General features: G+C 48.7%; 10 protein-coding genes. 7 read left to right on the top strand and 3 right to left on the bottom strand.

Annotation, left to right across the window (positions count from 1 at the left end):
* Positions 1–32: 32 nt before the first annotated feature.
* The gene (locus ACY2RR_RS12725) at positions 33–1,460 is read right to left on the bottom strand and encodes a hypothetical protein (protein WP_490108529.1); all 1,428 of its coding nucleotides are present in this window, start codon (positions 1,458–1,460) and stop codon (positions 33–35) included.
* Positions 1,461–1,569: 109 nt separating this feature from the next.
* On the opposite strand from ACY2RR_RS12725, the gene ACY2RR_RS12730 reads away from it, so the two are divergent.
* Positions 1,570–2,499 (top strand): alpha/beta fold hydrolase, encoded by a 930-nt coding sequence (locus tag ACY2RR_RS12730; protein ID WP_490108530.1) that lies wholly within the window; start codon positions 1,570–1,572, stop codon positions 2,497–2,499.
* Positions 2,500–2,552: 53 nt separating this feature from the next.
* Here ACY2RR_RS12730 and ACY2RR_RS12735 read toward each other — a convergent pair whose 3' ends face one another.
* On the bottom strand, positions 2,553–4,220 hold the full coding sequence (locus tag ACY2RR_RS12735; RefSeq protein ID WP_490108531.1) for a GMC family oxidoreductase: 1,668 nt from the start codon (positions 4,218–4,220) through the stop codon (positions 2,553–2,555).
* 56 nt (positions 4,221–4,276) lie between these two features.
* On the bottom strand, positions 4,277–5,845 hold the full coding sequence (locus ACY2RR_RS12740; RefSeq protein WP_490108532.1) for a long-chain-fatty-acid--CoA ligase: 1,569 nt from the start codon (positions 5,843–5,845) through the stop codon (positions 4,277–4,279).
* A 445-nt stretch (positions 5,846–6,290) separates the two neighbouring features.
* Between ACY2RR_RS12740 and ACY2RR_RS12745 the strand changes: the two genes are divergently transcribed.
* The 6 genes from ACY2RR_RS12745 to ACY2RR_RS12770 all read left to right on the top strand — a co-directional run bounded on the left by ACY2RR_RS12745 (position 6,291) and on the right by ACY2RR_RS12770 (position 13,128).
* Positions 6,291–6,917, top strand: a complete 627-nt coding sequence (locus ACY2RR_RS12745) for a TetR/AcrR family transcriptional regulator (RefSeq protein WP_490108533.1) — start codon at positions 6,291–6,293, stop codon at positions 6,915–6,917.
* A gap of 176 nt (positions 6,918–7,093) precedes the next feature.
* Positions 7,094–8,104 carry an amino acid ABC transporter substrate-binding protein gene (locus ACY2RR_RS12750; protein ID WP_490108534.1) on the top strand — a complete coding sequence of 337 codons (1,011 nt, stop codon included), beginning with the start codon at positions 7,094–7,096 and terminating at the stop codon, positions 8,102–8,104.
* A 101-nt stretch (positions 8,105–8,205) separates the two neighbouring features.
* Positions 8,206–9,558 carry an amino acid ABC transporter permease gene (locus tag ACY2RR_RS12755; RefSeq protein ID WP_490108535.1) on the top strand — a complete coding sequence of 451 codons (1,353 nt, stop codon included), beginning with the start codon at positions 8,206–8,208 and terminating at the stop codon, positions 9,556–9,558.
* 2 nt (positions 9,559–9,560) lie between these two features.
* On the top strand, positions 9,561–10,640 hold the full coding sequence (locus tag ACY2RR_RS12760) for an amino acid ABC transporter permease (protein ID WP_490108536.1): 1,080 nt from the start codon (positions 9,561–9,563) through the stop codon (positions 10,638–10,640).
* A 68-nt stretch (positions 10,641–10,708) separates the two neighbouring features.
* Positions 10,709–11,491: an amino acid ABC transporter ATP-binding protein gene (locus tag ACY2RR_RS12765; protein WP_490108537.1), complete on the top strand. Its 783-nt coding sequence runs from the start codon at positions 10,709–10,711 to the stop codon at positions 11,489–11,491.
* 128 nt (positions 11,492–11,619) lie between these two features.
* On the top strand, positions 11,620–13,128 hold the full coding sequence (locus ACY2RR_RS12770; RefSeq protein ID WP_490108538.1) for a hypothetical protein: 1,509 nt from the start codon (positions 11,620–11,622) through the stop codon (positions 13,126–13,128).
* Positions 13,129–13,209 lie beyond the last annotated feature (81 nt).

Genomic DNA, 13,209 nt, shown 5'->3' on the forward strand with positions numbered 1-13,209 from the left:
TCTTTATTCAATAATACCCTAATCGCGACCCATCACTGAACGCCGCTACCCAAATTCCAGCGACAGAAGATTTTGCCGTTGGCAAAGTAACTTTCAACATCGGGCTTGCTGAGAGACAGCCCTCTTATTCCCTGAGCTTCGAGCCATTCCTGCCATTCGTTTGAACGGGTTTGTGTCGATTTATCTGCATCCGCTGCCACAGTTTTATATTTGGGTTCCGGTGGTTTGGGAACAAAGGGATCAACGGCATAACGAATACCAATGGAAATACCCTCTTCGATTCCCCTCAGAAGCAAAGTCGTTGCCCAATATGGCACTACCTGTACATGGTTAGAGGCAATTAATGTGTTTTCAAAATCGTACTGGCTGTAATTATTTAACAGAGGCTCAACCTGATCACAGCTTTTCAAACTGTTCAGGTGCATATAACCAGCAAAGCCGCCATATCGGGTACTGTAATCAGAAATGCCGAGATAAGCGCAACCGCTGGCCTCAGTTGAATCATCTACGGGCCGGTAAAGGCCAACCACCGAGGCCTGTTCAGACTCAGCAACCTTCTCATCCGGCATCAACAACGGATAAAGCTCACCCTCCTGGCAATCCAGAGATTTATCCCAAAACTCTGTACTGCTCTCCGAAAGAAGAGAAAACGCGCTGTTTAACATTTCTCGGCCTTCCCAGGGGACAATGCTCTCGGCCAGAAGCGGCTGACTATCTGGTCTGGGGAGGGTGCGATGCCACCAGTGTCCAGAATTTTTCTGCACAGAAAGAACCAGTTGATCGCTCTTCAGGCTGATAATCATTCTGGCAACCTGCTTTCTGTGCAAAGTCTCAGACAGTTGCAACCAGCTTTGTTCATGATCAGCCAGAGGTTCGGGATTTTTAATGATTCGTGAATAGGGAAGAGTCACAATATCAAGCTGGATAGTGCGCTCATCAGCAAGAGGAAAACGCCAGTTCACCACCAGCTGCTGTTGAAGTTCAGGAGACGCGAAATAAACGGGCATACTGCCAACCCGGGAATGTCGGTAGTTCCAAAGACCATGAATTGCAGTTTTATAGGAATACCACCAGGTCAAAGGAAGACGGTACTTCCACAGCACCGTTAACATACCTGCCAAAACAGCTCCTGGGCCGGTAGCAGGAAGCATGGCCAGCGCGGTCATCAAATAGTAGGTCATCAACATACTCTGTGCAGCGCCAAACACTCCGCCCTGCAGGGCATTGCCCATACCAGTAAAAACATCCACACCCTCGAAGTAGAGCAACCTGCCATTATCTCGTGGAAAAAATGTCCCTGCGGGAGTTACAGTATGGGATTTGGGAGTTTCATCATTGCCCTGGGAGCAGGCACAACCAACCATCAGCCCGATGCTGATACATACCCCTTTTAACAAATGTTGTGCTCTTGCCCAGTTCCCTCTGTTTTGTTTTGCTCTGGCAGAGGCTGTCTTTGTCATATTCCTGTGACAGCCTAGCTGACATTCAGTTCCGGCAGCAGTGCCATTTTCACAGGAATCCGTCATCCTTAGGCTTACCACCTTTCAACCCACTGATGGCGAACCAAAAATGACAATAAACAGCCGTATTCGGGCTTTACTCGTTACTTTTACTCTTCTGTTCATAACAGGCTGCGCGACACAGATTCCTGTTAATGAACTTACAGATCGTTACGCACAGCCACCTTCCCAGTTCCTTCAGGTAGCTGGCATGGATGTCCATGTCCGTGACCAAGGTGCAGCTGACAAGCCTGCAATTGTTATGTTTCACGGTATTTTTTCTTCCCTGCACACGTGGGAGAAATGGCGCCCTCTGCTGGAAAAGGATTACCGCCTGATCTCTCTGGATCTGCCTAACTTCGGCCTGACCGGCCCCATGCCTGACGAAGCCACCAGTGATGAAGCCTACATGGCCGCGCTGGATCAGGTGATGGAGAAGCTGAATGTTTCTGAGTTTTATCTGGTTGGTAACTCTCTGGGAGGTTATTTCGCTTACCAGTATGCATCCCGTAACCCGGAAAAAGTTAAGAAACTGGTGATGCTGGATCCAGCCGGATACTTGTTTGTACCACCAACCGCCATGCTGATGTGGGGGACCCCAATTGTTGGCCGCGCAGGTGATTACATTGAGCCACCCCGTTTCCTGTTCCGTGACCTACTCCACCGTGCTTACGGCAACCCTGAGGTTTCTACAGAAGAAGAACTGGAGCGTTACGCCACCCTGCTGAATCGTGAAGGTAACCGCAAAGCCGGTGGACGCATGATTCGCCGTATCCGAAATAACTTGGGTTTTGACCTCAGTCGCCTGGACCAACTGACCATGCCTGTGCTCATTATGTGGGGTGAAGAAGATGGCTGGATTCCGGTCCGTCACGCCTACAAATTCAATGAAGCGATCGAAGGCAGTGAATTGATTGTTTATCCGGGCGTTGGACACATGCCAATGGAAGAAATCCCTGAGCAGAGCGCTCAAGATCTGGTGATATTTTTAAATAAATAAGAACTTTTCTGGAAAGAGAAACTCCGCCAGCTGGCGGAGTTTCTCAGTACTGATCAGACAGTTTCTTCAGTCAAGAGCTCAGTTCCCAACTTGCTATTAACCGCATTTTTATCCAATCTCCCATAACCAAAACGAATCAGGTCGGCTGCACGTTCAGCAATCATAATAGTCGGGGCATTGGTATTGCCGCTCACAAGTGTTGGCATCACTGAAGCATCCACCACTCGCAGGCCATTCAAGCCATGAACCTTCAGCTGGTCATCAACAACCGCCATTGCGTCATGCCCCATCTTGCAGGTACCAACAGGGTGATAAACCAGTCCGAGGCGCTCTTTACAGGCCTGCAAAATCTGCTCATCGGTTTGAGCCTCTGCACCAGGAGCCAGCTCCCCACCACGCCAGTCATCAAACACTGGAGCCGCCAGGATTTTACGTGCCAGGCGAATACCATCCACCAGTGACTGACAATCTTTCGGATCATCGAGGAAGTTGTAATCAATAACTGGTGGATCGAAAGGGTCAGCAGAGTTCAGAGTGATTTCGCCTTTACTTTCCGGGCGCAACACACAGACATGCAATGAGTAACCATGTTTACTCATCAACTTGAGATCACGACCAGAATCATCAAACAACAGCGGCACAAAGTGCATCTGCACATCTGGTACTTCAATATCGTCACGGGTGCGGAAAAAGCCGCCGGTTTCGGTAATAGAATTAGCCAGCTTGCCGGTTTTGCTACGCATATACTTGAAGGCTTCCGGCACCATTTTCATTAATCCACCCGGGCTAGTTGTGAAACCATCCGTTTTTTTGCTGATCTGCAGCACAGAAGCATCCACATGTTCCTGCAAGTTCTTACCTACGCCGGGAAGGTTATGAACCACGGTAATGCCATGCTTATTCAACTCTTTCTGGTCACCAATACCAGAGCACATCAGCAGCTGAGGTGAATTAATTGCGCCACTGGACACAATAACTTCCTTACGAGCGCGGGCAACTTTCGCCTCTCCACCACAGAGATATTCAACCCCTGTCGCTCTTTTCAACTCCACCAGAACACGGCTGGCATGGGCATCGGTTTCCACTGTCAGCCCTGGGCGCCCCTCTGCCGGGTGCAGATAGCCACGGGCAACACTACAACGCTGGCCATCTTTAATGGTGAACTGGTAAGTTCCGGCACCCTCAAAATTCGGGCCACTAAAGTCATCAGTCAGTGGTAAGCCTGCTTGTTCAGCAGCTGTGACAAACATATCACTTAACGGATATTGCGCTGTGACAGTGGAGACATATAGTGGGCCGGTATCACCGTGCCAGTCACAGGCACCACGATCATTGGTTTCCGATTTACGGAAATAAGGAAGGGCATTTTCCCAGCCCCAGCCTGCATTACCCTGCTGCGCCCAGTTGTCGTAGTCACTCTTATGACCACGGATATACACCATGCCATTTACAGCGCTGGAGCCACCCAGGGTTTTGCCCCGAGGGGTAAACAATGGGCTGCCATGACGAAAGCGGGTATCCGGCTTACTGTCATAGGCCCAGTTATATTTCTTGCTGAACATAAAGTAGGCGAAAGCACCAGGCGTGCTGATCATCGGTGTTTTGTCTTTAGGTCCAGCTTCCAGCAGCAGTACCGAAACGCCTTTATCTTCAGTCAAGCGATTCGCCAGTACACAACCCGCCGAGCCAGCACCAACAATAATGTAATCAAACTCGCCCATGCATCCCCCTTCATGTAACTTGGGCGGAATTCCTCCGCCCAATTGTTTTGTTGTTATTAAACTGTTTCTTTTAACTGTTCCCGCAGTTCCCTCTTAAGAATTTTGCCGGTTGCGGTCATTGGCAGTTCATCAAACAGCTGAACAACTCGGGGGTATTTATGGGCAGCAATACGTTCCTTAGCCCATTCGGTAATTTCACCAGTACAGGCTTCCATACCATGATGAGGAACAATACAGGCCATAACCTCTTCGCCATGAACATCATGGGGAACACCCACTACGGCTACGTTGGCAACATGAGGGTGGGTCATCAGCACTTCTTCCAGTTCACGGGGATAAACGTTGTAGCCACCGCGAATAATCATGTCTTTTACCCGATCCACGATATAGAGGTTGCCGCCTTCATCCATACGACCGATGTCGCCGGAGTAGAACCAGCCATCACGAATGGTTTCCGCCGTCTTTTCCGGATTATTGAAATAACCGGCCATAATGTTATGACCACGAATAATGACCTCGCCCTCTTCACCAGTCGGGACGGCCTTCCCATTCTCATCCACAATGCGAATATCAATACCCGCCACAGGTTGACCGACAGAGCCGGGGATACGCTCGCGCTCAAGAGTATTGAAACAGGCAATAGGTGAGGTTTCGGAAAGGCCGTAACCTTCGAGAATTGGTGACTGGTACTTCTCTTCAAAACGGTGAATCACTTCAACAGGAATAGCAGCACCACCACTAATATTGATACGCAACTTGCTGGCGATGGCTTTAAGATCAAACTTTTTCTCTGCGTCCTGAACACCCAGCAAACCAATGTACATGGTGGGTACACCGGCAAAGCTGGTCACCTCTTCTTTTTCCATCAGTGCCAGAACCTGTTCCGGTTCGAAACGCGGCACAAGAACCATAGTGGCTGCAGCTGCCACACCAACGACCATTTGGGCAATCTGCCCAAAGCAATGGAACAACGGCAATGTGATCAAAAGAACATCTTCACTGTTCATTCCCAATAGCGCCTGCCCCATCATCGCATTCATGGCGATATTGGTTTGAGTCAACATGGCACCTTTGGGGTAACCGGTAGTACCCGAGGTGTAGATCAACAGTGCAACATCGTCATCTTTACGCTGGACATAATCAAAACTCGGGCTCTGCCCAGCCATGAGAGAAGTCAGAGTTGGCAACCCATCCAGCTCCATCGCAGCCTGATCGGCTGCTGCCATAACAAACATTTGTTCACAGCTTTTAGCCTGGAAAAATGCCTCTTTGGCCAGCCGTGCCAGAGGCAGGTCGGGCGTACCTTCAAAGCACAAAAGGAACTTGGCACCGCTATCTTGCAAGTGGTACTCAATTTCCCGTGGGCGCAACAACACATTAAGGGGAACCACCACGCCGCCTGCTTTCAAAATACCGAAGTAGGCAATAGGAAAGTAAGGAAGATTTGGTGAACTTAAAGCAACACGATCGCCTGGCTGCAAACCTTTAGCAACCAGGCCAGAAGCAACCTGACTGGCAGCAGCATCAAGCTGTGCATAAGTTAAGCGGGTGTCACCACAAACGACAGCAGTCTTATCTGCATAGAGAAAGGCACTGCGCTGGAGTAGAGCGGCAATATTCTGCATGTTGAAACCTGACTTTTATTATTCTGGTTTTTTGTTGTTATTTGTTATCAGGGAATCACAACACTCAGGAGCCTGATTGGCTGCTGGACAACAGTCTCTGCCCTTAATCAACGAGTATACGGAAACAGTCGTTTGCCATCACACATTTGTGCTGGCTTTCCGTTTCGCTCTCTCGTGATTCACTCAGCAGTAATGATTCCTTCAGTATTTTTTATTTTAAATGTTGAATTTGTACTGAACGGTCAGTACAAATTAAAGGGGAGCGGAAAAAGAGTCAAGCAACACAAACAGAAAGTCACAAAACTTGACACAACGACCTTGTCGCCGGGACAACACAGCCACCCCTACAGGGGTTTAAAGACGATAACATCAAGCTATCCGGTATCACCTTCACTCTCCAATGACGGTAACTGCCAACAGCATTAACAAAATAAGGCAAAGATTTATGCAGGTGTCAGCCCCCACAAATGTTCGCAAATACCGCCGCGGAGAAGAGAGCAAACAAAAAATCCTGGAAGCCACTATCAGCCTTCTGGAGCGGTATGATTTAAAATCTCTGTCACTGGATCGAGTTGCAAAAGAAGCAGGCATCGCCAAAAGCAGTGTGCTTTGGCATTTTGGCAATAAGGAAATGCTGGTCGCCGACGCAATCAATCAGGTGTTCCAGGAAATTGAAAGCTCTGTTCATGATATGGAACTCAGTCACCTGTCAGTCCTGAAGCGACTGGAAGCCATGCTGGATCATATTATTACTCTGATGGAGAACCGCCCTAAGCTGAAAGGTATTATCCTGAGCCTGGTATTCAGTTCTGACTTGAGTGAACCAGTACGGGAAAAGATTCTTGTTACCTGGCAAAGCCACCGACAGGAAATTATCCACACATTGTCCGATGAAACATTCACTGTAACCGATGAGATGGCTTCCGCCCTGCTGGGTATGATTCACGGTTGCTATATCCAGTGGGCGATCAGTGAGTTCAAACAACCTTTAAGACCAATTATGCAATCAGTACCCCGCCTGCTGCGCACCCTTATCCTCGCGCAGGAACAATCTTCAACAACATACCTTTGAGGTTAAAAAATGTGTAGATTCGATCAAATCTGCACACCACTTCTTACTGCGCTGACTTGCATCAATGCACGTTCTTTGCGCCCTCTATAGATTGCTGACGTTCGCTTGAAAGCACAGCTCCTTTCATGGGGCTGTTTACCAAACAACATATAACATCCGTCATGGAGTCGATGTTTATGACACGTCGCTTTGGTTCTCTCCTCGCCGCCCTGCCCCTGATGGTGGCTGCAGCTAACGTCTCCGCTAACACAATTGAAGATGTGCAATCCCGCGGATACATGAAGTGCGGCACCCATATTGAAAACCCCGGTTTCTCAGCCCTCGACAGTTCCGGTAAGCGCCTCGGTTTTGATGTTGACTTCTGTCGCGCTGTTGCTGCTGGTGTGAATGTTGATACCAAGTACACCCCATTAACATCAAAAGAGCGCTTGCCTGCTCTGCAGTCCGGTGAGATCGATATGCTCTCCCGTACGACCACCTGGACTATGAGCCGTGATACCAAACTGGGTCTGGATTTCACCGTAACCACCCTGTACGACGGCCAGGGCATGATGGTGCGTAAAGATTTGGGCATTACTACTGCCAAAGAGCTGGATGGCGCCACTATCTGCTTGCAGACCGGCTCCACCACTGAGCTGAATATCTCCGACTACTTCCGCAAGAACGGCATGACCTTTACTCCCGTTGTGTTCGACAAGCAGCAGGACGTGCGTAAAGCCTACGACTCCGGTCGTTGCGATGTTCACACTACCGACGTATCCGGCCTGGCAGCGCAACGCAGTCTGATGAAGAACCCAGCAGAACACCTGATTCTGCCTGAGCTGATCTCCAAAGAGCCTCTGGCTCCTCTGGTACGCCAGGGCGACGACCAGTGGGCCAACATTGTTCGCTGGACTATTTACCTGACTCAGGCGGCTGAAGAGCACGGCGTCACCGCCGCTAACGTTGAGCAGACTGCCAAGAACACCACTGACCCGGAAGTTCGCCGTATGCTTGGTCAAACCGGCACTCTGTGGCAAGACCTTGGTCTCGATAAAGACGCGCCAGTTCGCATCCTGAAAACTGTAGGTAACTACGGCGAAATCTTTGCTCGTCACTTGGGAACAGAAACTCCTCTCGGTCTTGAGCGTGGCTATAACGCCCAATGGACTGACGGTGGCCTGATTTACGCTCGTCCCTTCCGTTAATCGTCTGCTATTTGCCTGATTAGCCTCTGCGACAGAGCTGGCCACAGCTCTGTCGTCATATAATCCTACTCTTCGTGTCGTTTATGATAGAAAAGCCCAAGGTGCCCCTCTGGCGAAACCCGACGGTTCGCGCCCGGTTTTACCAGTTTGCCATGCTCGCCGGACTCATAGTTCTGGCTATTAATGTTTATCAAAATACTCTTACCAATCTGGCTCAGCGAGGCATAGGTTCCGGTTTTGGATTCCTTACTAATGAAGCCGGTTTCCGAATTGGTGAGATATCTACCCTGCCAGTATTCCAGGGTGGTTTTCTATTCTTCTTAGGATCAGTTGTCGTTGGCCTGTTCGCATCTCGCGCTCTGGCTGGATGGCTGAAAACACAAGGGCGCACCATTGGCGACAGTGACCGCTGGGTTCTGGCGGTGATTGTGCTGACTATTGCCATTCCTCTCCTGATACTTTATCTCGGCCGGGATACGGTTGAGACAGTTCGCTATTCCGAATCCAGCAGCTATACCCTCGCTCTGTTCACCGGTTTCGCCAACACCATTAAAGTCACCATTATCGGCTGTGTGTTATCAACCATTCTTGGCTTGTTTGTTGCCCTTGGACGTTTATCTCCCAACTGGCTGATCAGCAAACTGTGCAAATGGTATGTAGAAGTTAACCGTAACCTGCCGGTACTAATGCAACTGTTCTTCTGGTATTTCATCGTTATCCAGCGCCTGCCCAATGTTCGCCAATCTATCAATATTGGTGACTGGCTGTTCCTGAACAAACGTGGCCTCTATATCCCGTCTCTGGTTCCACAGGACAGCGCACTGGTGTTCTGCGGCGCTATCGCTGTAGCCCTGTTCAGCATAATTTTTATCTGGCGCCGTTCTAAGCGAGTGCTGGAAAGTACCGGCGAACCGGGCAAAGTTTTTCTGCCTTCTCTAGCAGTACTGGTGATTCTGCCAGCACTAGTCTGGCTGATTGGCGGCACACCTTTCGCTATGGAAATGCCAGTTTTGAAAGGTTTCAACTTCAAGGGTGGAACCGGCCTGACTCCGGAGTTTACGGCTCTGGTTACTGGCCTGACTGTTTATGTTTCCGCATTTAACGCAGAAATTATCCGTTCCGGCATTCAGTCCGTCTCCAAAGGCCAGCGGGAAGCTGCTCGCGCGCTCGGTTTGAAAGAACGTCATGTTATGCGCCTAGTAATCCTGCCACAGGCCATGCGGGTGATTATGCCTCCTATGACCAGTGAATATCTGGCGATTGCTAAAAGCAGTTCATTGGCGGTTGCCGTGGGTTATCCGGAACTGGTTTCTGTGGGCGGCACCATTCTTAACCAATCCGGCCAGTCTGTGGAAATTGTTGGTATCTGGATGTCGGTTTACCTGAGTATCTCCCTGCTGATTTCCGCCGGTATGAACTGGTACAACGCACGTATTAAACTGGTGGAGCGGTAATTATGAGTCACACACATATTGAAGACCGCCATCCACCGGTAACCTCTACCGGTGCTGTTGGCTGGGTTTACAACAACCTGTTATTCCCCTGGTACAACGCGCTGCTTACCCTCGTGTCGGCGTGGATTATCTGGTCAATCGGTAAACCATTTTTGAAGTGGGCGGTTGTTGACGCCTACTTTGGTACCGATCCCAATGTCTGCTCAACCACAAACGGTGCCTGCTGGGCATTTATCCGGGATATGTGGCCAGTATTTATGGTGGGTGTTTATCCGGAAGATATGCGCTGGCGCCCCTTGGTTGCACTGATCTTTGTACTGGCTCTGGTTGCCCTCACCTGCATTAAGCAGTTACGCAACAAGCGTTGGCTACAGGGTTTGTGGCTGTTGTCGCCTATCGCTGTTTTCCTGACCATTGGTGGCAGTGAAACTCTGGGCATCCCTGTTGTGACCACAGATTTCTGGGGCGGTTTGATGCTGACCCTGATTCTCTCAGCAGTTGCAATGGTTGTGGCCTTTCCTCTCAGTGTTTTGTTGGCGCTTGGTCGTACATCCAACCTGCCGGTTATTCGTGCAGTCTGTGTCGCCTGGATTGAATTAATCCGTGGTGTGCCGCTGATCACCATTCTGTTTATGGCTTCTGTAGTTCTGCCACTGTTCCTGCCTTCCGATATGGAACTGGATAAAGTATTGCGAGCCATGGTGGGTATCACTATGTTCTTCTCCGCCTACCTTGCCGAAAACATTCGTGGTGGTTTGCAAGGGTTGGGAGCCGGACAATATGAAGCCGCCGATGCTCTGGGCATGAGTTACTGGCAGAAAACCCTGCTGATTATCCTGCCACAGGCTCTGCGCATTGTTATTCCACCGATGGTGAACAACTTCATCGGTATTCTGAAAGACACGTCTCTGGTGGGCATTGTTGGTCTGGTTGACCTGCTGCAAATCGCCTTTGCTACCACTTCCAGCCCGGAATGGTTTGGCCGACTGGAAGAAGCTTACGTATTTATCGCCTTCTGGTACTGGATCCTGTGTTACAGCCTGTCCCGTTACAGCCAGCATCTCGAAAGTAAGCAGCCATGAGCTGGAAATGCAACACCCGCGAGTACAGAAACAGCATTTCCTCCTTAAGCAAATCAAGGACACTGATTATGACTTCTCCTGAACAGCAAGACACACATAAGCCATTATCAGAGCGCCCTGTCGTGATTGAAATGAAAGGGCTGAACAAGTGGTACGACAAGTTCCATGTACTGAAAGATATTAATATTCAGGTACGCCAGGGCGAAAAGGTGGTTATCTGCGGGCCATCCGGTTCCGGAAAATCCACCATGATCCGTACCATCAATCGACTGGAAGAACATCAGTCAGGCCAATTGATTGTTGATAGCACCGAGATGACTAACGATGTGAAAAACATCGAGCTGATTCGCCGTGAAGTGGGCATGGTGTTCCAGCAGTTTAACCTGTTCCCTCATCTGTCTATTCTCGATAACGTGACCATCGCTCCGATATGGGTACGTAAAATGCCCCGTAAGCAGGCAGAAGAAATTGCCATGACTTATCTGGAGCGTGTTGGTATCAGCGAGCAGGCAAAGAAATTCCCGGGGCAGCTTTCCGGTGGCCAGCAGCAACGTGTAGCTATTGCCCGGGCACTGACCATGCAACCCAAGATCATGCTGTTTGATGAACCAACATCTGCTCTTGATCCGGAAATGATCAAGGAAGTACTGGACGTTATGCGTGAACTGGCGGATCAGGGCATGACCATGATGTGCGTAACCCACGAAATGGGTTTTGCCCGGGAAGTAGCAGACACCATGGTATTTATGGATCAGGGCCAGATTGTGGAATATGCAGGCTGCCAGGACTTCTTTAACCATCCGCGGGAAGAACGTTGTAAGGCCTTCTTGGATCAAATTCTGAATCACTAATTATAAAAAGGTGAGTCAATCAGATTGACTGGCTCACCACCCCTCCCACCTTAACTGTCTTGTTAGTAACAATGCCCCCTAGCACTGTCTGACTTCAACAGCTGATTCAGTAGACTGGGGAGGGATACATGTACGGCACACAACGGTTAACAACAGGAGCTCACGCCAGTCTGGTTAAGAGGCTTGCAAACACGCCCTCTAAGAAAAAACGCAAGAAAGTCTGGTTTCCTGAAAACAGGTTAACCGCAAATGCTGATCGCTGGTGGTTTGAGGTAAAGCAGTTGCGCTCAAGGAAGTGCTATGCGTCTATTCCTCAAAGTACGGAAGGTGCCCATCGAGACAAGCATGTCCTTGCCTACCAGATAAAAACTCAAACATCAGTTAGAACCTTATCTGACAATGCTCATTTAAGTGAAATTGGATCTTTGTCTCAGGAAAGAATCAAGCGATCCCCTCCTCAACTAAAAGAGTGTACAGATGAAAGCAATGATGAGTGGATCACTGGACTGAAAGTCATTAATCGAAATACCTATTTCAAAAAAGGCATACATGAAATTACCGATGTAGAAAACTTTGATTTAAATAGCCGGTCATGGAAATCAGAGCATCCTAATACAGTAATCGTTGATGCAACGGCAATCAGTCAAACTAATGTTATTGCACTGACTGAGACAGGGGAATTTATAGGATGGCAATACAACACCGAAAGCGAAATACCAAAGTGGGAATTAAAGCGAGAAAGCCAAAACCTTGATACTGGAACAAGGTGTAAAGAGATTGCACACATAAGTGATACAAAGTTGATAGTTATGACAAACAGGGGGGATTATCTTTTATGGACACAAAACAATGGCATATGGGAACTTACTAAAACTATCCATCGACCAGAACCAAATCTCCCTCCCACGACATTAATGGTGACAAAAGACGGTGAAGTCTTTTCCCATGGTTTATTAAAACCTACTCTTTGGCGATTAAATCCCAACGCAAATGAAAACCATTGGAAAAACGTATTTCCAGATAGGCGGGTCGAATCTGTTTCCTACCAAGGCCAGCACATATTAGTAAACCTATTAGTACAACTTCACTCTGACCCATCCCTAAGGGGTATTGAGGCAATGTATTACAACAGTCTGAGCAGCTGCTGGTCATCAATAGCCTATCACTCAGACAGTACTGGTAACATGCTCACATGGGTGCCTTTATCAGATAATCATTGCCTGCTCCAAATAAGCAATAAAAGTGTTGGGCATGAAGAATGTGAATCCGACATAATTCTATGTACATTGTCCCCAACAGAGCAGTCCTATGAAAGACTGCAAAAAGAGCCTGATGATAAACATACATTTTTCGGCAAAGCTGTAATGCTATCAGATAGACGAATAGTCACCATCGAACACGTTATTGGGAGCATTTCACGCATCAGAAATACGTCACAGGCGCGCATCAATGTCTGGAAGAAAATGGATTCAGGACAATGGAATTTTGTGACAATTGCAAAACTGCCGGTCGAACACAAAGCGCGCGCCATGCATATTGCCGAACTTCACCCTGGAACACTGCTTGTTCACGATGGAGACAGGGATTTCACATTTGATTTGTATAACTCACACCCAGGTGGCTCAACACTGTCATAAACAAACCACTAACCATTTTGTTTACAACACCGTTTTCATAACACTGTCTTACTATCATCGTTGTTAATAATATGTAGGTGA

This window comes from Parendozoicomonas sp. 2304DJ65-17 (genome assembly GCF_058148445.1).

What these genes read in the sequence shown, in the direction of transcription:
- ACY2RR_RS12725 (WP_490108529.1), bottom strand. Translation starts at nt 1,460, where the DNA reads ATGACAAAGACAGCCTCTGCCAGAGCAAAACAAAACAGAGGGAACTGG.
- ACY2RR_RS12730 (WP_490108530.1), top strand. Translation starts at nt 1,570, where the DNA reads ATGACAATAAACAGCCGTATTCGGGCTTTACTCGTTACTTTTACTCTT.
- ACY2RR_RS12735 (WP_490108531.1), bottom strand. Translation starts at nt 4,220, where the DNA reads ATGGGCGAGTTTGATTACATTATTGTTGGTGCTGGCTCGGCGGGTTGT.
- ACY2RR_RS12740 (WP_490108532.1), bottom strand. Translation starts at nt 5,845, where the DNA reads ATGCAGAATATTGCCGCTCTACTCCAGCGCAGTGCCTTTCTCTATGCA.
- ACY2RR_RS12745 (WP_490108533.1), top strand. Translation starts at nt 6,291, where the DNA reads ATGCAGGTGTCAGCCCCCACAAATGTTCGCAAATACCGCCGCGGAGAA.
- ACY2RR_RS12750 (WP_490108534.1), top strand. Translation starts at nt 7,094, where the DNA reads ATGACACGTCGCTTTGGTTCTCTCCTCGCCGCCCTGCCCCTGATGGTG.
- ACY2RR_RS12760 (WP_490108536.1), top strand. Translation starts at nt 9,561, where the DNA reads ATGAGTCACACACATATTGAAGACCGCCATCCACCGGTAACCTCTACC.
- ACY2RR_RS12765 (WP_490108537.1), top strand. Translation starts at nt 10,709, where the DNA reads ATGACTTCTCCTGAACAGCAAGACACACATAAGCCATTATCAGAGCGC.
- ACY2RR_RS12770 (WP_490108538.1), top strand. Translation starts at nt 11,620, where the DNA reads ATGTACGGCACACAACGGTTAACAACAGGAGCTCACGCCAGTCTGGTT.